Genomic DNA, 24,132 nt, shown 5'->3' with positions numbered 1-24,132 from the left:
CAGCCAAAAAACCGCGGAAATCCGCAGTAAGCTGGCACCTGCAATGGGGCCGCAGCATGCCCTATACAGCCCAGGAGTTTCCGTGTCACAGCACGCCCAACCAGACCATCCACCGTCTGCTTCCACCCGCTCCAGTGGCGCCCCTGCCGGCAGCAGGCTTTCCCGATCCCCCGGCACCGGGAGCCACGTGTCCGCCCCAACCGCCGCGGACATCAAACGGTGGCGGCAGTACCTGGCCGATGAGCGCGCCGAGGCCGCCGCCTACCGCGACCTGGCCCAGAACCGCCAGGGCGAGGAACGGGAAATACTCCTTGCCCTTGCCGAAGCCGAAGGCCGGCACGAAGCCCACTGGCTTGCCCTGCTGGGCGACCAGGCCGGCAAGCCGCGGCAGGCGTCCTTCCGCAGCCGCTTCCTCGGCTTCCTGGCCCGGAACTTCGGTTCCGTGTTCGTGCTGGCGTTGGCACAGCGGGCGGAAGGCCGCTCACCCTACGCCAAGGATCCCAACGCCACCGATGCGATGGCTGCCGACGAGCAGATCCACGAGGAAGTGGTCCGCGGCCTGGCAACACGGGGCCGCAACCGCCTTGCCGGAACGTTCCGTGCCGCGGTCTTCGGCGCCAATGACGGCCTGGTCAGCAACCTGTCGCTGGTGATGGGCATGGCCGCCTCGGGCGTGGCCAGCAGCGTGGTGCTGCTGAGCGGCATCGCAGGCCTGCTGGCCGGGGCCATGTCCATGGGCGCCGGCGAGTTCATCTCGGTCCGGTCCCAGCGGGAACTGCTGGCCGCCACCCGTCCCACCCAGATCACCCTTGCTGCGGCCCCCAAACTGGACATCGAGCACAACGAACTCCTCCTGGTCTACCTGGCCCGGGGCATGTCCCAGGAGGCGGCCCAGCACCGGGTGGCGGAGCGGATGGGAGTGTACTCGTGCGACTGTGATCCCAGCCTCTCCCTGCACCCCGAACTGCCCGACGACGAGGACCAGCACGAGGCTGTAGGCACAGCCTTGGGCGCTGCCTTCTCCAGCTTCTGTTTCTTTGCATCTGGCGCGATTGTGCCCATTTTGCCGTTCATTTTCGGCATGACCGGAATGGCCGCCCTGGTGGTGTCCGGCGTGCTGGTGGGGATCGCCCTGCTGGCAACCGGCGGCATCGTGGGCCTGCTGTCCGGCACCTCCCCATTCACCCGCGGCCTGCGCCAGCTGGCCATCGGCATGGGCGCCGCCGCGGTGACCTACCTGCTGGGGCTCGTCTTCGGCACCGTGGTGGGCTAGTGGCGGCAGCCCGCGGTGCAATGCCGCAGGTTTCCTGATGGACAACCGACCGCCGCGCCACGCCGGCCCGCGTCCACGCAGCGGGCTGGGCTACCGCTCGATGCTGACCGGCGCGCTCCTGCTGGCAGCAGTCTTTGGCGGCGCCCTGGTGCTGGACGATCCCCGGGTCAAGCAACTGCTGGACGTCCGCATCGGCCCCGGCAACGCCCGGCAAGAGGACGGTGAACGCACCGCGCCATCGCATGACACCCCGTCCGGGAGAGCGCAACCCGGCGTGGACACTCCTCCCCCGGGCTATGAAGAGGCAGACGCTCCCTTGGGAACGCCGGACCCGCCTGCCGTGGGCAGTAACGCCTACCGTTTCCTGGCGGTGAACGGTGACGGCAGCCCCGTCGGCTACTCGCCCTGCCGGCCCCTGCATTATGTGGTCAACTCCGGCCTCGCCCCGGCCGGTGCCGAGCATCTGGTCACCGAAGCAATCGCCACCATTTCCGCGGCGACCGGCATCGAGTTCGTGTACGACGGCACAACGCATGAGCAGCCGTCGCCGCAGCGCCCGCCGTACCAGCCGGACGCCTACGGCGAGCGCTGGGCGCCCCTGCTCATCGCATGGACCACGCCAGAGGTGGCGCCGCAGCTCAAGGGGAAAGTCATCGGCACCGGCGGCAGCACCCATTTCAGCTACGCCGATGGTCCCAAAACCTTTGTTACCGGCGGCCTGGACCTGGACGCCCCGCAGATCGCCAACGAGCTGACCAACCCGGACGGCCACCTGTACGCCAGGGCCGTGATCCTGCACGAGCTCAGCCACGTGATGGGCCTGGACCACGTGGAGGATCCGCGGCAGCTTATGTACCCGGAGATCGGCCTGCCTGAGGGACTGGCCGACGGCGACCTGAACGGCCTGTACGAGTTGAGCAAGGCCCAGTGCCGCAAGGACCTCTGAGCGGGAAGGAACCGGTCAGCCCTGCAGTACCGCCACGGCTTCGTCCACCGTGTCCACCAGGAAGATCCGCTCCGCCATATCCCGTCCCGCTGCCATGGTGTGCAGCAGCGGCCACGCCGGGTAGTCGTGCTCCCAGTGCCGGCGGCCCACCAGCACCATGGGCGTGACCTTTTCCCGGGCGCCGTAGTAGTTTTCGCAGGCGTCCTGGAAGATCTCCTGGACCGTGCCTGCCGCGCCGGGCAGGAAAACGATGCCGCCCTGGCAAAGCTCCAGCAGGATGGCCTCGCGGACCGCGTTGGCAAAGTATTTGGCGATGGCGGTGGCGAAGTAGTTGGGCGGCTCATGCCCGTAGAACCAGGTGGGGATGCCCAGCGAGGGCGTCCCGTCTGGAAAGTGTTCGACGACGGCGGCGGCCGCGCGTGCCCACGCTGACACGGAGGGACGGAAGCCAGGGACGGAGGCAAGCATGTCCAGCGCGGTTTGCAGGCCGCCGTCGTCCGCCTGGCTGAGGTATGCCCCCAGGTTGGCTGCTTCCATGGCGCCCGGTCCCCCGCCTGTCGCCACGGCAAAACTGTTGCGCGCCAGCAGCCTTCCCAGCTGTGCCGCCTGTGCGTAGCTTTCTGTCCCCCGCTGCGCCGCGTGACCACCCATGACGCCTACCACGGCCTTCCCCGCCCAGGGACGGGACAGGAGCAGTTCGTCCAAGGCATCGCCAATGGCCTGGTCGTGGAGGGCGGAGGCGAGCGTGGCGTCAAGGCGGTGCCGCTGCCCGGGCTGGATGCTCCACTGGTAGATGCGGGCGTCCGGGAGTTCCTCGTACGGCTTGTTGGCCAGCCCGTCATAGAGTTCGGCCGGCGAGTACAGCCCGGAACGGTATGGGTTGAAGGGAACCGTCTCAAGCCGCGGAAAAATCAGCGCGCCACGGCTGCGGAGTCTGCTTTCCATGCCTTCGTCGAAGGTACAGCCAAGGAAGATGGCGCCTTCCACATCCAGTCTGTCCAGTGCGGCGGATCTGCCGCGCAGGTCCAGGGACTGCGCGTGCCAGCCCTCCAGGTGCACCGCGCCGGCCGTCACCAGGCTGTCGAAGGCCTGCAGGTCCTGGACCTCGAGGCTGCGGGGAGTGGGGCCCAGGTTGGTCATCCACCCAGCCTAGCCAACCGCCGTCGTCCTCTCCCTGGTTCTGCGCCGCCCGCTGCGTAACTGGACAAAAACTCAGAGGCGCAGGCCCTCCGTTGCCTCCACCGGCGCTTCTGCCGGGACCTCCGCGCGGCCGGCACTCCGCCTGGCAGTCGCCGCCGCGTACGCCATAACCGCCAGGCCCAGCAGCGTGATGGCCGCGCCGGCCCAGATGGGTGAGGTGTAGCCCAGGCCCGCCGTGATGGTGACCCCGCCCAGCCAGGCGCCCAGCGCGTTTCCCACGTTGAAGGCACCGATGTTGGCGCCGGATGCGAGCGTGGGTGCGTCCGGGGCGTACTTCATGACGCGCATCTGCAGGCCGGGCACCGTGGCGAACCCGAAGCCGCCCATCAGGACCAGGGAGATAACAGTCAGGATCTGGTTCCCGGCTGTCACCGCGAAGGCCACGAGGACCACGGCCAGGACGGCGAGGACCGCCAGGAGCGTCCGGTCCACGTTCCGGTCTGCCGCCTTACCGCCCAGGGTGTTGCCGGCAAAGAGACCGACGCCGAAGACGATGAGCAGCCACGGGACGGTGGAGGCGGCGAAGCCGGAGACCTCTGTGAGCGTGTAGGCGATGTAGGTGAAGGCGCCAAACATGCCGCCGAAGCCCAGGATAGTGACCACGATGGACAGCCACACCTGGCCCGAGCGGAACGCGGTCAGCTCCGAGCGCAGGCTTCCTGCCTTCTCAGTTTCACCTGCGGACCTGGGTACCAGCGCGAGGATTCCCACGAGCGCAGCAACACCGATGGCCGTGATGGCCCAGAACGTGGCCCGCCATCCAGCGGCCTGGCCGAGCAGCGTGCCAAACGGAACACCGAGGACGTTTGCTGCCGTGAGCCCGGTGAACATCAGTGCGATGGCACCGGCCTTCTTGCTGGGCGGGACCATCCCGGCCGCCACCACCGCCCCGATGCCGAAGAAGGCGCCATGGGAGAGGGCGGCAATGATGCGGCCGAGCATCATGGGCCAGTAGTCCGCCGCCGTCGCGGACAGCAGGTTGCCGGCAATGAAGAGAACCAGCAGGCCGGCGAGCACGGGCTTGCGTTCCAGCCGGGTCACTGCCGCCGTCAGCCCGAGCGCGCCGACCACCACGGCAAGAGCGTAGCCGGAGATGAACCACCCGGCCGTTGCCTCACTCACACCAAAGTCGGCTGCAACATCAGGGAGAAGACCCGCGATAACGAATTCGGTGAGTCCGATTCCAAATCCGCCAAGGGCGAGGGCTATCAGGCCAACAGGCATGGCATTGCTCCTTTTGAGCTGAACTGAGGTGGTTACCGGTCTACGGCGTCGGCTGTACGCGGCTGAAAAAGGCGCCTAAAATAGTTGCAGGCGCGGGATTTATTGTTGCACATGCAATTATCCAGCGCAAGCAACTATTCTAGTGCCCCGTCACGTGGTCCGTTCTTTTGAGGGGCCGCTTTCCGCGAAAGGAGTATCCATGGGCATCAAGGACGACGCCGTCGAAGTCCGGGCGCAAGGCTGGCGTACCCTGGCGGCCCTGCACGGACTGATTGAAGGAGAGCTTGAGCGGTCCCTGCAGGCAGAGTCGAAGCTGTCTGTCGTGGAGTACACGGTGCTGGACGCCTTGAGCCGCCAGGACGGATGGCACATGCGCATGCAGCAGCTCGCCCGGGCCTCCGCCCTCAGCCCCAGCGCCACCACCCGCCTGGTGAACCGGCTGGAGGACCGCGGGCTCCTGACCAGGATTTTGTGCGATGACGATCGGCGGGGCATCTACACGGAACTCACCCAAAGCGGCAGCAGGCTGCTCGCGGAGGCCCGGCCAGTGCACGACGCCACGCTGGAACGGGCCCTGGCGGAGGCCCAGAACATCCCCGAACTGGCACCCTTGGTGGACGCCCTGCCCCGGCTGCTCGCCCCGGCCCAGGTCGCAAGCAGCTCATGACGTCGGTGATCCGGCCATAACAAGAGCTCAAAGATGCATTGCGGTTGAACCAGCACCGGCGTACTCTTAAACAACCAACTGGTTGATAAAGATATAGGTTGATTAACGAGGCCGTCATGGGTTCCAGCAGCGAGGCACTGGACTTGGCCTTTATGGCCTTGGCGGACCCCGTGCGGCGGAGCATCATAGCCCGGCTTAGCCGGGGGCCGGCCACGGTGAATGAATTGGCTGAACCGTTTGAGATCACCAAGCAGGCGGTCTCCAAACACATCCAGGTGCTCGAGCAGGCGGAACTGGTAACCCGTACCAGGGAGGCCCAACGCAGGCCCGTCCACCTTAATCCGGCGCGGCTTGAGGCGCTGACCGCGTGGATCGACCAGTACAGGCTGGTCCGCGAAAATCAGTTCCGCAGCCTCGACGCCTTACTCAGGTCAAACGCCGATCCCAGCGGCGACTAACCAACAAGGAATCATCATGAGCAATCCCCTGAAACTCAGTGTTCCGGAAGGCGTTCCTTTCATCGACTACGAGCGTGAGTTCGATTTTCCTGTCCCGGATGTTTTCCGGGCCCATAAGGAACCGGACCTGATCGTCCAGTGGCTGGGCCCGCGCGGGTACAAGATGGAAATCGACCACTACGATTTCCGGACGGGCGGCAGCTACAGCTACCTGCACACCGGTCCCGAGGGTGTGCCTTACGAGTTCAAGGGCATCTTCCACACCGTCCGTGAGAACGAGTTCGCCGTCCAGACCTTCGAGTTCGGCGGCTACCCGGATGTGGTCAGCCTGGAGTTCATGACATTCGAGGACCTCGGCAACGGCAGGACGCGCCTCCGCGGCCACTCCGTCTACCCCAGCCAGGAAGCCCGGGATGGTATGGCCCAGTCCGGCATGGAGGGCGGCATGAGCGAAGGCTACGAGCGGCTGGACGAGCTGCTTAGCAGCGCCAAGGTCTAGGACGCAAGCACCAACTAACTCGCACTTGACGTCGTGGACTTACGATTTCACGACGTTGACTGCCACCCAGTCGGGTTGCCGCCCGCCGTCGTCGTACTTAAAGCGTCGTCGTACTTAAAGCAAAGCGGCACCGCGTGCCGTCCCAAGGGACAGCAGGCGGTGCCGCTTCCTGTGCAGTGCTAGAGGGCTGCGTAGACCTCGCGCAGCAGCTTGGCGGTCTCGGACGGCGTCTTGCCCACCTTGACTCCGGCTGCCTCAAGGGCTTCCTTCTTGGCCTGTGCCGTACCGGCCGAACCGGACACGATGGCGCCGGCGTGGCCCATGGTCTTGCCTTCCGGTGCGGTGAAGCCGGCCACGTAGCCGACAACCGGCTTGGTGACGTTGGCCTTGATGAAGTCGGCGGCACGCTCTTCGGCGTCACCACCGATCTCGCCGATCATCACGATTGCCTTGGTCTCGGGGTCGGCCTCGAACGCGGCCAGGGCGTCGATGTGGGTGGTGCCGATGATGGGGTCGCCGCCGATGCCGATGGCGGTGGAGAAGCCGAGGTCGCGCAGCTCGTACATCATCTGGTAGGTCAGGGTGCCGGACTTGGAGACCAGGCCAATGGGGCCCTTGCCTGTGATGGTGGCTGGGGTAATGCCCACGAGGGACTCGCCCGGGGTGATGATGCCGGGGCAGTTCGGTCCGATAATGCGGGTGACCTGCTTGCCGTCGGCGTCCACCTTGGACTGGGCCAGTGCCCAGAATTCGGCGGAGTCCTGGACCGGAACGCCTTCGGTGATGACAACAACGAGGCCGATGCCGGCTTCGATGGCCTCCACGACTGCAGCCTTGGTGAATGCCGGCGGAACGAAGACGATGGAGACGTCTGCACCGGTTTCCGCCATGGCTTCCTTGACGGTGCCGTAAACGGTAACTTCCTTGTCGCCGTGCAGGACGGTGGTCCCCGCCTTGCGGGCGTTGACGCCGCCGACGATGTTGGTGCCGGCCTTGAGCATCAGGGAGGTGTGCTTGGTGCCTTCACCGCCGGTGATGCCCTGGACGATGACCTTGGAGTCCTTGTTGAGGTAGATAGACATGATTCTTTTCCTAGATCTCGGCGGGCTCGATCAGCGGGCGGCGTTGGCGAGCTCGGCGGCCTTGTCGGCGCCCTCGTCCATGGTGGCGGCCAGGGTCACCAGCGGGTGGTTGGCTTCGGTGAGGATGCGGCGGCCTTCTTCGACGTTGTTGCCGTCGAGGCGGACAACGAGGGGCTTGTTGGCTTCCTTGCCGAGTTCGGCGAGGGCTCCAACGATGCCCTTTGCGACGGCGTCACATGCGGTGATGCCGCCGAACACGTTGACGAACACGCTCTTGACCTGCTCGTCGCCAAGGATGATGGACAGGCCGTTGGCCATGACCTCAGCCGAGGCACCACCGCCGATGTCCAGGAAGTTGGCGGGCTTCACGCTGCCGTGGTTCTCGCCTGCGTAGGCCACGACGTCCAGGGTGGACATAACCAAACCGGCACCGTTGCCGATCACGCCAACCTCGCCGTCGAGTTTGACGTAGTTCAGGTCCAGTTCCTTGGCCTTGGACTCCAGCGGGTTGGCCGCTGCCTTGTCCTCGAGCTCTGCGTGGTGCACGTGGCGGAAGTCTGCGTTCTCATCCAGGGAGACCTTGCCGTCCAGGGCCAGGATGTCGCCCGAGCCGGTCTTGACCAGCGGATTGACCTCCACCAGGGTGGCATCTTCCTTCTTGAAGACGTCCCAGAGCTTGAGGATAACGCCGGCCACCTTGCCGCGCAGTTCCTCAGCGAAGCCGGCGGCAGCAACGATTTCATCGGCTTTGGCTTGGTCGATGCCGACGGCGGGATCGATGGCGACCTTCGCAAGGGCTTCGGGGCGTTCGACGGCGAGCTGCTCGATGTCCATGCCACCCTCTACCGAGCACATGGCCAGGTAGTTGCGGTTGGCGCGGTCCAGCAGGACGGAGAAGTAGTATTCCTCGGCGATGTCCGCGCCCTGCGCGATCATGACCTTGTTGACCGTGTGGCCCTTGATGTCCATGCCCAGGATGTTGGTGGCGTGCTCAAGGGCTTCATCAGCGGACTTGGCAACCTTGACACCGCCGGCCTTACCGCGGCCGCCGATCTTCACCTGTGCCTTGACGACGGTGACTCCGCCAATGTTTTCGGCAGCAGCCTTTGCTTCTTCAGGGGTGTGCGCCACGATGCCGGCGAGCACGGGAACGCCGTGCTTTTCGAACATATCGCGCGCCTGATATTCAAACAGGTCCACGGTTTAGTGTCCTTCTACGTCGAAGTAGTTTCTGTACAGTCGGACACCATCGAAGACGATGACCGGGCTGCGGATTGCACGCCGCGGCGGCCTGTCTGGAAACGAGCCACGCGGCGTGATGCTCCTCTGGGAACTTTAGTCCTTTGTCGGGACCGGCCCGTCCCAGACTACCGCTTATGTGAGTAACGACACTATTCTATGAGGCGTAGAAAAACCGCGGATTTACGGGGTTTTTGGGGCTTCCGCCGGCGCCGTCGCGGCACCCCCGGCCTGCCCGTGGAGCAGCTCGTAACGTTCCGGCGAGACGAAGAATGCGACGCCGGCAGAGACGTTTCCGCACGCCACCCCACCGTTGTAGGCCGAACACCTCAAGCCGTTGCGTTCGAGGTTCTGCCCGTCTGCCAGGACGGGCAGCTGGGCGATTGGACCTGCTTTGCTTCCGGCCGGGCCGAACGTTGCTTCCATTTCCGTGACGCCGGACCGGCAGCCGCCGTACGTGGCATTGTCCGGCGTCAGCAGGGCGACGCCGCCCAGATAGCCAAGGTTCGTGCCCGCACAGTCGTCCCCGACGTCCCCGGCGGAGGGCTCGGGGTAGGTGCCGAGCTGGCAATGGGCCACGGGAACGGTGGCCAGCTTGTTGTTCCCTGCGTCGCTGAAGCTGTTGGTCTCATACGGGAGGTTCAGGTGTTCCCCGCGTGCTGAAGTGAGGGAGCAAGCCACCGCCCGGTCCTCGGTGACAAAGGAAAGGACATCCGTGCCGTTGGCAAAATCCCTGGGATCGGCGAGCGCCGCCTTCTCCAGCTGCTCCAGGGGTGGCATCGGGGGTGGGGGCACATATCCGGGGTCCTCCGCGGTGACGCTGCATCCCGTTGCGGCCAGCAGGAAAAGGGCGGCGAGCGTCCCCCGTAAAGTTCGTCGCATGTGCCGGCCTAGGCGTCGAGTTTGGTGAGCGGTGCGTAGCGCAGCAGCAGGCGCTTTTCGCCGGCGTCGAACTTCACCTTGGCGACCGTTTTGTCCCCAACGCCTTCCAAACCGATGACGGTGCCGTTGCCGAAGCTGGTGTGGTTGACCTTGTCCCCCACGCTGACCGCGATGATCTCCTTCTGCGGCTGCACCCGGTTCCGGGCGATGACCGCGGGAACGTCGGCGTCGAACCCCGCGGCGGAGCCGCGGGCCGTCCCGGCGCCCCAGAACGATCCGCTGTAACGGCCGGATCCGATGGAGCCGCTGCTGCTCCCCCAGGCCGCCTGCCTGCTGGTGCCTTCCCGCTTCCATTCCATCAGTTCTGCCGGAATCTCCTCCAGGAACTGGCTGGCGGGGTTGTACTGGCTCTGGCCCCACATGCTGCGGACCTCGGAACGCGTGACGTACAGCCGCTTGCGGGCGCGGGTGAGGCCCACGTAGGCAAGCCGGCGTTCCTCGGCAAGTTCCTTGGGGTCCGTGGCGGATCGCTGGTGCGGGAAGAGCCCGTGCTCCATTCCCGTCAGGAACACCACGGGAAATTCCAGCCCCTTGGCGGTGTGCAGAGTCATCAGGGTGACGACGCCCAGCCGCTTCGCTTCGGCGACGGCGGCGTCGACGTCAGCGCCCGGTGCGTCGGGAATCTGGTCGGCGTCGGCCACGAGGGACACCTGCTCGAGGAATGCTTCGAGCGACCCTTCGGGGTTGTCGCGTTCGTATTCCCGGACGACGGCGACAAGTTCCGCGAGGTTCTCCACGCGGCTTTCGTCCTGGGGATCCGTGCTGGCGCGCAGCGCTGCAAGGTACCCGGTCTGTTCCAGGACTGCTTCCAGGGCGGCTGCAGCGCCGGAGCCGGCTGCCACCTCCGCAAGATCGTCCAGCAGCTTCACGAAGCCGAGGACAGCGTTAACGGAGCGGGTGGCCATTCCGGGCGCCTGCTCGGCGCGGCGGGCAGCGGCCATGAAGGAGATCCGCTCACGCTGCGCGAGGGCCGCTACGGCTCCTTCGGCCCGGTCGCCGATGCCGCGCTTTGGTTCGTTGAGGACCCTGCGGAGGTTGACGTCGTCGTCCGGGTTCACCAGGACCCGGAGGTAAGCCAGGGCGTCCTTGATTTCCTTGCGCTCGTAAAAGCGTGTGCCGCCCACCACCTTGTACGGCAGGCCCACCCGGACCAGCACGTCCTCGATGGAGCGCGACTGGGCGTTGGTGCGGTAAAAAATGGCGACGTCGCCCGGGCGGAGGTTGTCCTCGTCCTGAAGCCGGTCGATTTCCTTGGCAATGAACTGGGCTTCGTCGTGCTCGTTTTCGCCCACGTAGCCGATGATCTTGTGGCCTTCGCCCTCCGCGGTCCAGAGCCGCTTTTCGGGCCGGTTGGGGTTGCGGGAGATAACCGAGTTGGCTGCGCTGAGAATGTTCTGCGTGGAGCGGTAGTTCTGCTCGAGCTTGATGGTCCGGGCCTCGGGGTAGTCCTTTTCAAATTCCACGATGTTGCGGATGTCCGCGCCGCGGAAGGCATAAATGGACTGGTCCGAGTCGCCCACCACGGTGAGCTCGGAGGCTCCCGGCCCCTCCCCCACGATCTCGCGGACCAGGGCGTACTGGGCGTGGTTGGTGTCCTGGTATTCGTCCACCAGGACGTGCCGGAACCGGCGCCGGTAGGACTCGGCGAGCGCCGGGAAAGCGCGGAACATGTAGACGGTCTCGGCGATGAGGTCGTCAAAGTCCATGGCGTTGGCCTGGCGGAGCCGCTGGGTGTAGCCCTTGTACACGTCTGCAACAGCCTGCTCAAAGGGATCGTTGTAGTTGGCCGCAGACGCGAAGGAATCAGCGTCGACAAGTTCGTTTTTCAGCGCGGAAATCTTGTGCTGGATGGACTTGGGCGGGAACTTCTTGGGATCCAGGTCCAAGGCTTTGGACACCTGGGTGACGAGCCGGAGCGAGTCCGCGGAATCGTAGATGGAGAAGTTGGATTTCAGCCCGACGTTGGCGGCCTCCTGGCGCAGAATCCGCACGCAGGACGAGTGGAAGGTGGAGATCCACATGATCTTGGCCCGGCCGCCCACCAGCGCCTCGATCCGCTCCCGCATTTCCGCAGCGGCCTTGTTGGTGAACGTGATGGCCAGGATCTCGCCGTGGTGCGCCCTGCCGGTAGCTATCAGGTAGGCGATCCTGTTACTGAGCACGCGGGTCTTGCCCGACCCCGCGCCGGCCACGATCAGCAGCGCGGACCCGGCGTGCTTGACCGCTTCCTCCTGCTGCGGGTTGAGCCCTTCGAGGAGCTGGGAGACGTCCGGCCGCCGCCCGTGGTGGCGCTGCCCTTCGGGCTGCGCGGTCGCGTGTGCATGCCCTTCGTTCCGGCTGCCAGTCCGGCTGTCCGCCGGGATTTCGGATGGAGTGCTGCCGCCCGGGCCGGCCGCGGTGGCCACGGCGTCAGGGCCCGCCTTTGCGCGGGCGGCCGACGCGGGAGCAGCCTTGAACGGTCCGTCGGAGTACGGGTCAAACAACATATCCATGATGGCTACAAGTTTAGGCGGTGGGACCGACAGGCACGTGCGGCCTGTGGATTACGCCACGCAGCACCTCGCCTGCTGACGGAAAATTTCCTAGGCAACCGATCCGGACTCGAGTGCGGCACGCAGCTCACGCACCGCCGTCGTGCCTCCTGCCATAAACCATTCCAGCCCGTTCACCCGGACGGTATCCACGGCGCCGCCCGCGGCCCGGACGATTGCCTTGCCGGGCAGCCAGTCCCATTCCGGGCAGCTGTGCTGGAACCAGCAGCCAAGCTGTCCGTCCGCCACCCGGCCGAGGTCGCATGACCCCGAACCGAGCATGCGCAGCGCGGCGGCGGATGTTGCTGCCGCATGCCAGGGCATGGCGCACAACGGGTCCATCAGCCAGGCGGGATGGATGTAGGTGGCAGCGCCCAGTTCGGCAACGGCCGTGGCGTTCCGCTCGCCCCTGTTGTCCCGGAAAACGGTGATCCGCTCCCCGTTGAGGGAAGCCGGATGGCCGCGGCCACCAACCCACAGCTTGTTTTCCTCCGGTTGGAAAATGGCGCCGAGCAGCACATCGGAGCCGTCCTTGAGCGCGATGGCGGAACACCAGTAGGTGGAACCGTGCAGGAAGTTGTAGGTGCCGTCGACGGGGTCGATTACCCAGGTCCGGCCGCTGCTGCCCTGGACGGACGCGCCCTCCTCGCCCAGGATGCCGTCCTCCGGGCGGCAGCGCTGCAGCTGCTCCAGGACATAGGCCTCGGCGGCATGGTCGGCGGCTGTTACCACGTCCGAGATGGAGGTTTTCTGCTGTGACTGCAGCCCTGCCATCCGCATCAGGAGCGCCAGCTGTCCGGCTTCGCGGACCAGGGCCGCCGCGAGCTGGTGGTCGTCCAATGCGGGGTCAAGTTCAACGGCGCTGTGCCGGCCAATGGTCATGGTTTCAGTGTATGGGCGGAATAATGGTGCCATGGCCAAAACCCCTGCCCAGCGGATCAAGAAGCACGGCGCGAAGGCGGTTGTGCCGCAGCACAATCTGCCGCCGGTCATCAACCCCACCACGGCGCGCACACCGGAGAAGGCGCAGAGCAACAGCAACCTTATTGTGATCGCAGGCGTGGTGGCCAGCCTGTTCCTGTTCTGGTACCTGCACCTGCTGACCATGGACCAGCTCACACAGCTGTCCGGCGGGCTAGCCATGCCGGACTCACTGTTCGGCGGATTCGACCCCGGATACGTCGGCCAGCTCCAGGCCGCGATGAACAGCGAGGCACGCGGCCAGTTGAACTACGTCCACAAAACCGCCGGGACGCTCTTTCCGTTGATTTTCGGCTTTACGTGGCTCCTGCTGATCGGGACGAATGTTGCCCGGAAAGCTCTGCGCTGGGCGTTGTGGGCGCTGCCGCTGCTGTTCGTGGTAGTCAGGCTGTGGGGCAACGGGGCCATTGACGGCATGATGGCTTCCGAGGGGCCCGACGCCGGCCAGGTGGCACTGGCGTCCGGCCTCACCGTCGCAGGCTGGATCCTCTTGGTCCTGAGCCTGCTCGCCGGAGCGGGAGCCGTGCTGCTTAGCGCCCGGCGGAAAAAGGCGGCTGGTTGACGCCGGCTGCCGCGGCCCGCAGCTGCTTCCGGTGCCGGTGCACGCGCTGTGCGATCACCAGGCCGGCCGTGGCCATGCCCACCGTCACCGGGTAGGCCATCAGGCGCTCCAGCGTGCCCGGTTCCGGTACGTCCATCCCCGTCACGCCGCCCGTGACCAGCGCCGCCAGCGAGACGCCGCCGCACACAAGGATGAACCAGGCCATCCGGGATTTCCGCAGCCACAGGATGCCCAGCACCAGCAGCGCGGCTGCGCCCGCCAGGAAGTACATCACGGCGCCGGCGAAGTGCCAGCCCGACCCCACATCCTCGGGCACCAGCCCCACAATCACAGTGCCGGCACCGGCGGTTCCCGTTAGCAGCCGCACCCAGACGGCTGCCAGCCACGGTTTCCGGCGGCCGGGTTCAACGCGGGCTCCAGCCCGCGCCGCGACGCACAGCAGGCCGGAGCCCAGCAGGAGCGCGCCCAGCACCATGCCCAACCCTTGGACCACGAAGGAGATGTTCATCAGCCAGTTCAGTGGAGAACAGACGTCCCGGCCGTCGAATATGCCGCAGTACAGGGCACCGAGGTCGCTGATGTAGCCGGTGCGCAGGTCGTAGGCCCGGGGACCTGCCCAGGCGCCGATCACCGCCGCTTCGGCCGCAAAATACTGCAGCACGCTCAGCACGGACCACGCCCCGATGTACTGCCGGGTGGATGCGGTGTCCGGAATGAAGGCCACCGCAGGGGTGGCGGACGGTGCTGCGCTCATGCCTTGAGCGTAGTACCGCCCCGCACCTTGTATGCTGGTAACGGTCTCCGGCCGGAGCGGCTTGCCGATTCCCGGATGCCCGCCCTCGTAGCTCAGTGGATAGAGCACGGCTCTCCTAAAGCCGGTGTCGTTGGTTCGAATCCAATCGAGGGCACTTGAGCGCTTCTTCCCCGCAGTTCGACCTCCGCGCCTACCTCCTCGGCGCCGGTGCAGACGATCCAGTGCCTGCCGGCCGCTGGACCGTGGAAAGGGACCTGCTGGACCGGGGGGACGGCACCCGCGGAACCTTTTCCGGCGTCGTACTTTTGATACCGGACGACGACGGCGGCCTGGCCCTCCGCGAAGAGGGCACGATGCGCTGGCCCTCCTTCACCGGCCCCGCCACCCGTGAATACCTGCTGCGGCCTTCCGGGCAGCCCGATGCCCTGGACGTGTTCTTTCCCGACGGGCGTCCCTTCCACCGGATGAGTTTCGCGGCGGAGGTGAACCGTGACAACCACTGGTGCGATCCCGATACCTACCGTGTGGCCTACACCTGCGAAGGCCCGGACCGCTTCAGCTACAGCTGGGACGTGACGGGACCGCGGAAGGACCTTTTGCTGACGTCGCGTTTGACGAGGACCACGGCGTGAAGGCGCGCATTGTGGTGTCAGCGGTTTGCGTCTTCGACGCCGGAGGCCGCCTGCTGACCGTGCGCAAGCGCGGCACCGGCATGTTCATGCACCCCGGCGGCAAGCCTGAACCGGGTGAGACGGCAGTGCAGGCAGCGGCCCGGGAACTGGCAGAGGAAGTTGGCATCGTCATCGATTCGCGGGAGCTGGAGCTGATGGGCGTTTGGATTGCCGACGCCGCCAATGAGGCCGCCACGGACATCGAAGCCACAGTGTTCCGCGCCCCCGGCACCTGGCAGGCGCACCCGTCGGCGGAGATCGCGGAGATCCGGTGGCTGGACCTGGAGGATCTTTCCCGCAGCGGTGCCTTCCCTCCGGACCTCGCCCCGCTGCTGACGCAGCATATCCTCCCCGAACTGGACGCCGCTCGCGGCGTCCGGGCGGCAGGCGCGGACTCCTAGGGTTCCGGAACGGCCTCGCGCGCCACGGCGCTGGCCTCGGCGAACTGGGTCCTGTAGAGCTCCGCGTAACGGCCCTCGGCAGCCAGGAGTTCCGAGTGGGTTCCGCGCTCCACGATCCTGCCCTCTTCCACCACCAGGATGGCGTCCGCGGCGCGGATGGTGGACAGCCGGTGGGCGATCACGACGGCGGTCCGCCCCTCGAGCGCGGCGCCGAGCGCCGCCTGCACCGCGGCCTCGTTCGTGGAGTCCAACGCTGCCGTGGCCTCGTCAAGGATGACCACCCGGGGATGCGCGATCAGGAGCCGGGCGATGGTGAGGCGCTGCCGCTCTCCGCCGGAGAGCCGGTAGCCGCGCTCCCCCACCACGGTGTCCAGCCCGTCGGGCAGGGACCGGATCATGGTTTCCAGCCGTGCCTGCCGGATGACGTCCCACATGTCCTCCTCGGTGGCGTCCGGCTTGGCCAGGCGGAGGTTTGAGGCGATGGTTTCGTGGAAAAGGTGGCCGTCCTGGGTGACCATGCCCAACGTGTCCCGCAGGGAATCGAACGTCGCGTCCCGCAGGTCCAGGCCGGTGCCGGGGACGGACCCGCCAAGCCGGATGGCACCGGAGTCCACGTCGTACAGCCGGGCCAGCAGCTGCGCGATGGTCGACTTGCCGGCGCCGGAGGACCCCACCAGGGCTACCGTCTGTCCCGGTTCGACCCGGAAACTGATGCCGTGCAGCACTTCCTCGCCGCCGCGCGTATCCAGCGTGACCACTTCCTCCAGCGAGGCCAGGGAGACCTTGTCCGCGGAGGGGTAGGCGAAGCGGACGTCGTCGAACTCCACGGACACGGGCCCTGCCGGAACCGGCACCGCGTCAGGCTTCTGCCGGATCAGGGGCTCGAGGTCCAGGATTTCAAACACCCGCTCGAAGCTGACCAGGGCGCTCATGATTTCCACCCGGGCGTTGGACAGCGCGGTGAGTGGAGCGTAGAGACGGGTGAGCAACAGGGCCAGGACCACCACGTCACCGGCTGCAAGCTGCCCTGTGATGGCCAGCCAGCCGCCCAGGCCGTAGACCAGCGCCAGGGCAAGGGCGGACACCAGGGTCAGCGCCGTCACGAACGTGAACTGGAGCATCGCCGTCCGGATTCCGATGTCCCGGACACGTCCTGCCCGGACGGCGAACTCGCGGGACTCCTCCGCGGGCCTGCCGAAGAGCTTGACCAGGGTGGCGCCGGGCGCGGAAAAGCGCTCGGTCATCTGCGTGGCCATGGCGGCGTTGTGCTCTGCGGCTTCGCGGCGCAGCCCCGCCAGCCGGGAACCTATCCGCCGGGCGGGAAACAGGAACACCGGCAGCAGGACCATGGCCAGGACTGTCACCTGCCACGAGGTGCCCAGCATGACCGCAAGGGTGAGGATGAGGGCCACCACGTTGCTGACCACCCCGGACAGGGTCCCGGCAAACGCCGACTGGGCGCCGATGACATCGTTGTTCAGGCGGCTGACCAGGGCACCGGTCCGGGTCCGCGTAAAAAAGGCGATCGGCATCTTCTGCACATGGTCGAAGACCCGGGTGCGCAGGTCCAGGATCACGCCCTCGCCGATGGTGGAGGAGAGCCAGCGGTTGACCATGCCCAGCCCTGCTTCAGCTACGGCAACGACGGCGATCAGCGCCGCCAGCCGCACCACCTCGTCGGCGCCTGCCCGCGCCACGATGGCATCCACCACCTGCCCCGCCAACACCGGCGTGGCCACAGCCAGGAATGCCAGCGCCACGGACAGTGCCATGAAGGCGAGGAGTTTCACGCGGTGCGGCCGGGCGAACCCCAGGACACGCTTGAGGGTGGCCTTGGAAAACGGCCTGGTACCGCTCTTTGCCCTGGTGATGGTGTGAAGGGAGCTCCAGGCAACCCGGTCCATGCTCATCGATCTAGCTCCGCGCTCGAAGTTCTGCCCTGTCCGGCTATCCGGTTCATACGCCGCCTGCTGCGTGATGTTCGGTGACCGCGCCGTTGTCCACGTTCCAACGTACATCCAGGCGCACGTTCTCCAGCAGCCTTCGGTCGTGGGTCACCAGGAGCAGTGCACCGTCGTAGCTGTCCAGCGCTTCTTCGAGCTGTTCGATGGCCGGCAGGTCGAGGTGGTTGGTTGGTTCGTCCAGGACCAGCAAATTCACGCCCCGGGCCTGGAGCAGCGCCAGCGCGGCCCGGGTGCGTTCCCCGGGCGAGAGGGAATCAACCGGCCGCCCGGTGTGGTCGGCCTTCAGGCCGAACTTGGCAAGCAGGGTGCGGACCTCTGCCGGGGACAGATCCGCCAGGACATTTCCGACGGCGTCCGCGAGGGGCAGGTGCCCGGCCAGCAGGGCCCGTGCCTGGTCAATTTCCCCAACGGCTACGGATGCGCCCATCGATGCGCTGCCGGAATCCGGCGCGGTGACGCCCAGGAGCAGGCGCAGCAGCGTCGATTTGCCCGCCCCGTTGGGTCCGGTGATGCCAATCCGCTCCCCGGCACTCAGCTGCAGGTTGACCGGGCCCAGCGTGAAGCTGCCCTGCTGCACAACGGCATCACGCAAGGTGGCAACCACGGAGCTGGAGCGGGGAGCCTTGCCGATGGAGAACTGGAGCTGCCATTCCTTCCTCGGCTCCTCCACCACCTCGAGCCGGGCGATGCGGGACTCCATCTGGCGGACCTTCTGGGCCTGTTTCTCCGAAGACTCGGCGCTGGCGGCGCGCCGGATCTTGTCGTTGTCCGGGTTTTTCCGCATCGCATTCCGCACGCCCTGCGAGCTCCACTCCCGCTGTGTCCGTGCGCGGGAGACGAGGTCGGCCTTGGTGGCAGCGAACTCCTCGTACCTCTCGCGTGCGTGACGCCGCGCAACGGCGCGCTCCTCCAGGTAGGCGTCATAGCCGCCGTCGTACACCGCAATGGCGTTCTGCGCCTGGTCCAGTTCCACCACGGTGGTGACGCAGCGGGCAAGGAACTCGCGGTCGTGGCTGACCAGGACCACGCCGCCGCGCAGCCCCTTGACGAAATCCTCCAGACGGGCCAGGCCGGCCAGATCCAGATCGTTGGTGGGCTCATCCAGAAGCACAATGTCGAAGCGGCTGAGAAGCAGGGCGGCAAGGGCCGCCCTGGCAGCCTGGCCGCCGGAAAGCCCGGTCATGGGAGCGTCAGGACCGGCGTCCAGGCCCAGGTCCGCCAGGACCGCGGGGATGCGTTCGTCGAGGTCCGCGGCGCCAGAGGCCATCCAGCGGTCGAAGGCATGGGCGTAGGCGTCATCAGCGCCCGGGGTTCCGCTGCCCAGCGCCTCCGCCGTCCCTTCCATGTCCGCTGTTGCCTGTGCACAGCCTGTGCGGCGAGCGATGTATGCTGCCACCGTTTCTCCGGGCACCCGCTCGTGCTCCTGGGGCAGCCAACCTACAAACGCATCAGCCGGTGCGAGGCTGACAGTGCCCTCCTGCGGCTGGTCCGCGCCCGCGAGGAGCCGGAGCAGGGTGGTCTTGCCGGCACCGTTGGCACCCACCACCCCTACAACGTCGCCCGGGGCCACGGTCAGGGAAAGCCCGGTAAACAGTTGCCGGTGGTCATGGCCGCCGGCGAGGTCCTTGGCAACCAGTGTTGCTGTCATGGATCGATCCTTTCACCGTGCGGACCCGGCTACTGCCGGGATATGCCGGGGTTGCCTGCAGGAGCGGCAAAGCGGCCGGAGCGTGGGCATAGAAGAACCCGCTGGTCCGGACTTGGGGGGTGTTCGGACCAACGGGCTCGACCATCAAGCATAGTCGAAACAATGCCGCCGGTAAAATCGGCCGGAATGCGGCGCGCTAAACTCATCACAAGCAACCGTTCTGCAGAGAGCACTTCATGACCCTTCCCGCCAAGGCGTTCCAGCGCTGGCTGCAAGGCATCGCCCCTGATGCCAGCACAGCAGATGTCTGCAGGGTCTCCGGGATCAAGCGGACTACGCTCGCGCAGCAACTGGTGAGGGGCAAAGTTTCCGTAAGCACGGTGGTCAGCATCGCCCGCGCATACAACATCAACCCCCTCACGGCGCTGTCCTGCTTTGAGGAGTACCGCGAGCTGGCAGGCCCGCTCCAGCCGCCCACCCGCTGCGAACTGATCAGCCAGATCTCAACACAGGACCTGATGCGGGCTTTGCTGGCCCGCCCGGCGATGTGCCCCGGTGAGACGTCCCCCGCACGCCCGCCGGCGCTCACGCCTGCGCCGCACGCCACCTCGGTCAAGAACTGGGTGGATGCAATCGACGACGGCGAAGTGCGGCACCGCGTCTCAGCCTCCACCGGCGTGGCACCCCAAAACTATTCGGCACAGCTGACGGCGAACCGGCTTTCCGCAGAACTCGCCCTCGCCACGTCGCGGGCGGCGGGCGTGGGGCTGGCGAACGGCCTCGTTGCCTCCGGACTGGTGACGGAAGAAGAGGCCGGCTGGCCAGCGGATGCGCGGCAGTCCGCGCTGGACGGCCTGTCCGACGGTGATCTCACCGCGCTGGCCGGGGACCGGCTGCAGGCTATGGGTAAAGTATTGCGTCGCCAGGAACAAGACCAGGCGCAAACGGAAAAGATTTGGGAGAACCTGGGATGATTGCAGTCCTTCAATGGAGCACACTGGCTATCTGCGCACTGATCGCCATCGCCCGCATACCCAGTGCGCTGCGGGGCGAGAACAGGTCCCTGTTCTACATCTTCACGCTGATGACCCTCGCCATCCTGCTCAGCATCGAGGCGCCCTACGTGGCCATCGACCAGGCGCTGGGCGGGATCAACCTCGCCAACCTGCTGCTCCGCTTTGTCATCTTCGCCACCATCTACGTTCTGGGCGTAAAGGTCACCAGGGGTTTTGGCGCCGAGGGCGCATACCGGCTAATCACCGGAAGGGCCGGCATGGCTGTCCTGCTGGTGATTTCCGTGGTCATGGTGGCTGTGTTCGTCATGATGGACACCGCCGGGTCGTCCGCGGGGCTGGTAGGTCCGGCAAGGATGAACGCCCGCAACGGGGTTCTGGTCGAATACTATGGCGCGGCCGGGCGCGCGTACCCCGCCTTCGTTTCCCTGGCCTTGCTGCCGGCGATGATCGTCGCTGTGCGGAGCACGCTGCCCGTCCTGATACGGATGGCCGCCGGGCTGCTGGCGATCGGCGGAGTAGCCATCACGCTCTCCCTGCTGTTCCCCGTCTTCCCCAGATCCTGGGATTCCCTGGAGTTCGTTATCAACTACACCGCGGTGCTCTGCTTCATGATCGGCCTGGCGTTGATCTGGGCGGCGAGGGTAAAAAATGGCGGGAATACAGCTGCCCGAAAGACATCTACCGAAAAGTAACTTGGCCGCTTTCACAATTTCATTAGAATATGAAACAATCATGAATGTGTGAAGGTGGAGCGCGGCACGTTTACGAACGGGGATAAATTCTTGAACGCCCGCCAGCTTCGGGGGCCTTTGCACACATTGGGGGGATGAGTGGTGGCGGCCGTTGGGGACCGCCCCCACTCAGCCTTTTAACGGCAGTTTTTCCTGGACGCTGTATTTCTTTGGCGGCTTTTTCCCATGGCCGGGTTCGCCCGGCTACCTCACCCGCTCCGGAGTTTTTGTCCAGCTACTCAGGCTTCCGGGCCACGGAAGCCGGCATTTCCGGACAAAAACTCCAAGGGGTTAGCGCCGGGGGAACCTCAGGGTGACCAGCTGGAACGGACGGAGCAGCAGGTCGGCACCGTCCGCAGCCGGCTCCACTCCGGGCGCCGGAACATCGCGTTCCAGCAGGTCAACGGTACGGACGGCCCCCGCCGGGAAGTTGGCAATGATCCGTCCGCATGACCGCTGCCCAAGTGACTCGTACAGCCGGACGATGACATCCCCGGACCCGTCTTCGGCAAGCTTTACTGCCTCGATCACCAGCGCGGCATTGGTCACTGCAAACAGCGGTTCAGCCGGCGCGGCGCCGCGGACCAGGCGGGGCGCCAGGTTGGTCCGGTACCCCTCCTCGACAGCTGCGGCGATATCGGCGCCCGGCCGGATGGTGACAGTCAGCTCATGCAGTCCGCGGTCCGCTTCAGGATCGGGGAACTTGGGGGCACGCAGCAGGGACAGGCGCACCGTGGTGGTCGTCCCGCCGTCGGACTCCCTGACGTTCCTGGTGACATCGTGCCCGTAGGTGGACGCGTTGGAAACCGCCACGCCGTAGCCGGGTTCGCCCACGTGGATCCACCGGTGGGCGCAGATTTCGAACTTGGCCGCTTCCCAGGACGTATTGGTGTGCGTGGGCCGGAAAACGTGGCCGAACTGCGTTTCCGATGCCGACCGGTCCGCACGGATGTCCAGGGCAAACCCCAGCTTGAGCAGCTTTTCGCGTTCCTGCCAATCCACCGAAGTTGTGATGGCCAGTGAGGGGCTGCCGGGCTCGAGAACAAGACGCTGGGTCACCGGCGAGCTTCCGGCCAGGCGGTCCACAATAACGACGGCGGCGCCGTCCTGCTCTTCCAGGCGTACAGTAGTGGCGCTGGTCAGGGGTGTGACGGAGCGCCGGTAGAACTCGTCCACGTCCCAGGCGTCCCACTCGTTGGGCGTGTCGCGGTGCAGCTCCAGCAGGTTGCCGCGCTGGCCGGGCGCGATCGCTTCGCGGCCGCTGGCCTGGTCCATCAGGGAGGCGATCAGCCCGTCTGAATCCAGGACCACACGGATGACCCCGTTGTCCAGGATGTAGCCACCCGCCTCCGCGGTGGCCCGGACGGCCTGGGAAGACACAGCGGGCGCGGCTGCCGCGAGCGCCGGCACGCCGCGCCTGGCATGCGGAGCGGCATTAAGGAGGAACTGCCGGTCCCCCTCGCCAAGGAACGCGGCCGCAGCCTGGCCGATGATCGATTCCAGTGCCGTTTCAATGGCCTGGTAGTTGCGCTCGGCATCCTTGTGGACCCAGGCGATGGAGCTGCCGGGCAGGATGTCATGGAACTGCTGCAACAGGACCAGCTGCCACAGACGCTTAAGTTCGGCTGCCGGGTAGGCGAACGCGCCGCCCGCCCGAACCGCTGCCGTGGCACACCACAGTTCGGCCTCACGCAGCAGGTGCTCACTGCGCCGGTTGCCCTTCTTGGTCCGGGCCTGGCTGGTGTAGGTACCCCGGTGGAGTTCCAGGTACATTTCCCCGACCCAGACGGGCAACGCCGGGTAGTCCTGCTCGGCCTGCAGGAAGAAGCTCTCCGCAGATCCGATCCGGACCTTGGGCGAACCTTCGAGATCGGCTGTCCTGGCTGCCGCGGCCAGCATCTCCCTGGTGGGCCCGCCGCCGCCGTCGCCGTAGCCGAAGGGCACCAGCGAGACGGTGCCGCGGCCGTGGTCACGGTAGTTCCGCTCGGCATGGGCAAGCTCGCGGCCGCTGAGCTCCGAGTTGTAGGTATCCACCGGCGGGAAGTGCGTGAAGAGGCGGGTGCCGTCGATGCCCTCCCAGTTGAAGGTGTGGTGAGGCATCCTGTTGGTCTGGTTCCAGGAGATCTTCTGGGTCAGGAACCACCGGCTTCCGGCGGACTTGACGATCTGCGGGAGCGCCGCGGAGTAGCCGAACGAATCTGGCAGCCAGGCCTCCTGGCAATCGACGCCGAACTCCTTGATGAAAAAGCCCTTGCCCTCCACGAACTGGCGGGCCATAGCTTCACCACCGGGCATGTTGGTGTCGGATTCCACCCACATGCCGCCTACGGGCACGAACTGACCGGAGCGCACCTTCTCCCGTATCCTGCTGAACAGCTCGGGGTAGAACTCCTTAATCCACGCGAACTGCTGCGCGGACGAACAGGAGAAGACGAAGTCCGGGTTCTCGTCCATCAGGGACACCACGTTGGAGAAGGTCCGGGCACACTTGCGCATCGTCTCCCGGACCGGCCACAACCACGCGGAGTCAATGTGGGCATGCCCCGTGGCCACCAACTGGTGCGCGGATGCATAGGCAGGACGGGCCAAAACTCCGGCCAATTCTTCGCGGCCGGCGGCAGCTGTTCCTGCAACGTCCTCCGGATCCATCACATCCATCATGCGTTCCAGCGCCCGCAGAATCTCGTGCCGGCGGGGAAGTTCCAGCGGCAGCTGCTCCATCAGGCCCGCCAGGGTCCAGACGTCCTGCTGGAGCTCCCACACGTTCTGGTTCAGTTCCGCGATGGCGATGGTGCCCAGCCGGTACTGCGGGGCGGTACCGGCGGTGGACCTGTCCCCGTACGGCGTTGCGGCGAAGGTCCAGCCCTGGGCAACGTCCGGGTTGGCGGCCGCTTCCACGTAGAAGTCTACGGCCATGCCACCGCCCAGCAGCTTCAGCGGGATGTACTGGTTCCGCGGCGAAACAGCTTTGATGATGGTACCGTCTGGACGCCAGGCGATGCCCTCGCACTGGAATCCGGGAGTCTCGATGGTGAAGCCGAGGTCCACCACCACTTCCACAGTGGTGTCAGGCTCCGTGCCCCACGACTCGGGAACCTCACCCTGCAGGCGGAGCCACTTGGTGCCCCACGGCTTTCCCCACGGTGCGCCGTGCTCCTGCGGTGCAAATTCCTGCCTCATCGCCTCCAGTGCGGGCACGGGTTCGTCCGGCACGTCCCAGCTGCTCAAGGCAAGGGGAAGGGTCCGGCTGTAGACGGCGGGGATGATGCGCTCGCGCACGAACCTTTCGAGGCGGACTTCCGTGATGCGGCGGTCGTCGTGCAATGTGTGCCTTCTTTAGAGT

At 66.2% G+C, this 24,132-nt stretch carries 21 protein-coding genes and 1 tRNA gene; 11 read left to right on the top strand and 11 right to left on the bottom strand.

Features of this window, described 5'->3' with window-relative positions; all coding sequences use genetic code 11:
• Positions 1–82 precede the first annotated feature (82 nt).
• Together FDW83_RS15975 and FDW83_RS15970 are read left to right on the top strand one after the other, a co-directional pair.
• The gene (locus FDW83_RS15975; RefSeq protein ID WP_138139067.1) at positions 83–1,273 is read left to right on the top strand and encodes a VIT1/CCC1 transporter family protein; all 1,191 of its coding nucleotides are present in this window, start codon (positions 83–85) and stop codon (positions 1,271–1,273) included.
• A gap of 37 nt (positions 1,274–1,310) precedes the next feature.
• Complete coding sequence (locus FDW83_RS15970) at positions 1,311–2,219, top strand: matrixin family metalloprotease (protein ID WP_171027590.1); 909 nt, start codon at positions 1,311–1,313, stop codon at positions 2,217–2,219.
• Between the two features lie 15 nt (positions 2,220–2,234).
• Here FDW83_RS15970 and FDW83_RS15965 read toward each other — a convergent pair whose 3' ends face one another.
• Both FDW83_RS15965 and FDW83_RS15960 read right to left on the bottom strand, forming a co-directional pair.
• Positions 2,235–3,359 carry an LOG family protein gene (locus tag FDW83_RS15965; RefSeq protein ID WP_138139066.1) on the bottom strand — a complete coding sequence of 375 codons (1,125 nt, stop codon included), beginning with the start codon at positions 3,357–3,359 and terminating at the stop codon, positions 2,235–2,237.
• A 72-nt stretch (positions 3,360–3,431) separates the two neighbouring features.
• The gene (locus FDW83_RS15960) at positions 3,432–4,643 is read right to left on the bottom strand and encodes an MFS transporter (protein WP_138139065.1); all 1,212 of its coding nucleotides are present in this window, start codon (positions 4,641–4,643) and stop codon (positions 3,432–3,434) included.
• Positions 4,644–4,842: 199 nt separating this feature from the next.
• Here FDW83_RS15960 and FDW83_RS15955 point away from each other — a divergent pair, with 199 nt between their 5' ends.
• From FDW83_RS15955 to FDW83_RS15945, 3 genes are all read left to right on the top strand, one after another.
• Positions 4,843–5,310: a MarR family winged helix-turn-helix transcriptional regulator gene (locus tag FDW83_RS15955; RefSeq protein ID WP_138139064.1), complete on the top strand. Its 468-nt coding sequence runs from the start codon at positions 4,843–4,845 to the stop codon at positions 5,308–5,310.
• A 116-nt stretch (positions 5,311–5,426) separates the two neighbouring features.
• On the top strand, positions 5,427–5,768 hold the full coding sequence (locus tag FDW83_RS15950; protein ID WP_138139099.1) for a helix-turn-helix transcriptional regulator: 342 nt from the start codon (positions 5,427–5,429) through the stop codon (positions 5,766–5,768).
• A 16-nt stretch (positions 5,769–5,784) separates the two neighbouring features.
• On the top strand, positions 5,785–6,267 hold the full coding sequence (locus tag FDW83_RS15945; RefSeq protein ID WP_138139063.1) for an SRPBCC family protein: 483 nt from the start codon (positions 5,785–5,787) through the stop codon (positions 6,265–6,267).
• Between the two features lie 179 nt (positions 6,268–6,446).
• Here FDW83_RS15945 and sucD read toward each other — a convergent pair whose 3' ends face one another.
• From sucD to FDW83_RS15920, 5 genes are all read right to left on the bottom strand, one after another.
• Positions 6,447–7,349, bottom strand: a complete 903-nt coding sequence (gene sucD / locus FDW83_RS15940) for a succinate--CoA ligase subunit alpha (protein WP_138139062.1) — start codon at positions 7,347–7,349, stop codon at positions 6,447–6,449.
• A 30-nt stretch (positions 7,350–7,379) separates the two neighbouring features.
• Positions 7,380–8,549 (bottom strand): ADP-forming succinate--CoA ligase subunit beta, encoded by a 1,170-nt coding sequence (sucC, locus tag FDW83_RS15935; protein ID WP_138139061.1) that lies wholly within the window; start codon positions 8,547–8,549, stop codon positions 7,380–7,382.
• A 222-nt stretch (positions 8,550–8,771) separates the two neighbouring features.
• Positions 8,772–9,470, bottom strand: coding sequence for a hypothetical protein (locus tag FDW83_RS15930; protein ID WP_138139060.1), 699 nt, complete (start codon positions 9,468–9,470; stop codon positions 8,772–8,774).
• 8 nt (positions 9,471–9,478) lie between these two features.
• Positions 9,479–12,016, bottom strand: coding sequence for a DNA helicase PcrA (pcrA, locus tag FDW83_RS15925; protein WP_370281353.1), 2,538 nt, complete (start codon positions 12,014–12,016; stop codon positions 9,479–9,481).
• Positions 12,017–12,112: 96 nt separating this feature from the next.
• The gene (locus FDW83_RS15920; protein WP_138139058.1) at positions 12,113–12,943 is read right to left on the bottom strand and encodes an inositol monophosphatase family protein; all 831 of its coding nucleotides are present in this window, start codon (positions 12,941–12,943) and stop codon (positions 12,113–12,115) included.
• A 31-nt stretch (positions 12,944–12,974) separates the two neighbouring features.
• Here FDW83_RS15920 and FDW83_RS15915 point away from each other — a divergent pair, with 31 nt between their 5' ends.
• Entirely contained in the window at positions 12,975–13,604 is a 630-nt protein-coding gene (locus FDW83_RS15915) for a hypothetical protein (protein WP_138139057.1), read from the top strand.
• Here the strand turns inward: FDW83_RS15915 and FDW83_RS15910 are convergent.
• The gene (locus tag FDW83_RS15910; RefSeq protein ID WP_138139056.1) at positions 13,573–14,358 is read right to left on the bottom strand and encodes a DUF998 domain-containing protein; all 786 of its coding nucleotides are present in this window, start codon (positions 14,356–14,358) and stop codon (positions 13,573–13,575) included. The genes FDW83_RS15915 and FDW83_RS15910 overlap by 32 nt on opposite strands.
• An 81-nt stretch (positions 14,359–14,439) precedes the next feature.
• Here FDW83_RS15910 and FDW83_RS15905 point away from each other — a divergent pair.
• From FDW83_RS15905 to FDW83_RS15895, 3 genes are all read left to right on the top strand, one after another.
• A tRNA-Arg gene (locus FDW83_RS15905) sits at positions 14,440–14,512 on the top strand.
• A 1-nt stretch (position 14,513) separates the two neighbouring features.
• Positions 14,514–14,990, top strand: a complete 477-nt coding sequence (locus tag FDW83_RS15900) for a DUF6314 family protein (RefSeq protein WP_171027589.1) — start codon at positions 14,514–14,516, stop codon at positions 14,988–14,990.
• On the top strand, positions 14,987–15,430 hold the full coding sequence (locus FDW83_RS15895; protein ID WP_138139055.1) for an NUDIX domain-containing protein: 444 nt from the start codon (positions 14,987–14,989) through the stop codon (positions 15,428–15,430). Before FDW83_RS15900 ends, FDW83_RS15895 begins: the two co-directional genes overlap by 4 nt.
• Here the strand turns inward: FDW83_RS15895 and FDW83_RS15890 are convergent.
• On the bottom strand, positions 15,427–17,340 hold the full coding sequence (locus FDW83_RS15890) for an ABC transporter ATP-binding protein (protein WP_138139054.1): 1,914 nt from the start codon (positions 17,338–17,340) through the stop codon (positions 15,427–15,429). The genes FDW83_RS15895 and FDW83_RS15890 overlap by 4 nt on opposite strands.
• A 46-nt stretch (positions 17,341–17,386) precedes the next feature.
• On the bottom strand, positions 17,387–19,042 hold the full coding sequence (locus FDW83_RS15885) for an ABC-F family ATP-binding cassette domain-containing protein (RefSeq protein ID WP_138139053.1): 1,656 nt from the start codon (positions 19,040–19,042) through the stop codon (positions 17,387–17,389).
• Positions 19,043–19,278: 236 nt separating this feature from the next.
• On the opposite strand from FDW83_RS15885, the gene FDW83_RS15880 reads away from it, so the two are divergent.
• Positions 19,279–20,016, top strand: a complete 738-nt coding sequence (locus FDW83_RS15880; protein ID WP_138139052.1) for a hypothetical protein — start codon at positions 19,279–19,281, stop codon at positions 20,014–20,016.
• On the top strand, positions 20,013–20,750 hold the full coding sequence (locus FDW83_RS15875) for a hypothetical protein (protein ID WP_138139051.1): 738 nt from the start codon (positions 20,013–20,015) through the stop codon (positions 20,748–20,750). The genes FDW83_RS15880 and FDW83_RS15875 overlap by 4 nt, the downstream gene beginning before the upstream one ends.
• A 330-nt stretch (positions 20,751–21,080) precedes the next feature.
• Here FDW83_RS15875 and FDW83_RS15870 read toward each other — a convergent pair whose 3' ends face one another.
• The gene (locus tag FDW83_RS15870; RefSeq protein WP_138139050.1) at positions 21,081–24,113 is read right to left on the bottom strand and encodes a glycoside hydrolase family 38 C-terminal domain-containing protein; all 3,033 of its coding nucleotides are present in this window, start codon (positions 24,111–24,113) and stop codon (positions 21,081–21,083) included.
• Positions 24,114–24,132 lie beyond the last annotated feature (19 nt).

The sequence above is a fragment of the Pseudarthrobacter sp. NamE2 genome (genome assembly GCF_005796205.1).
Lineage (GTDB): Bacteria > Actinomycetota > Actinomycetes > Actinomycetales > Micrococcaceae > Arthrobacter.
The sequence above is the reverse complement of the archived record's forward strand: the minus strand, read 5'-3'. Positions and strand labels throughout refer to the sequence as shown.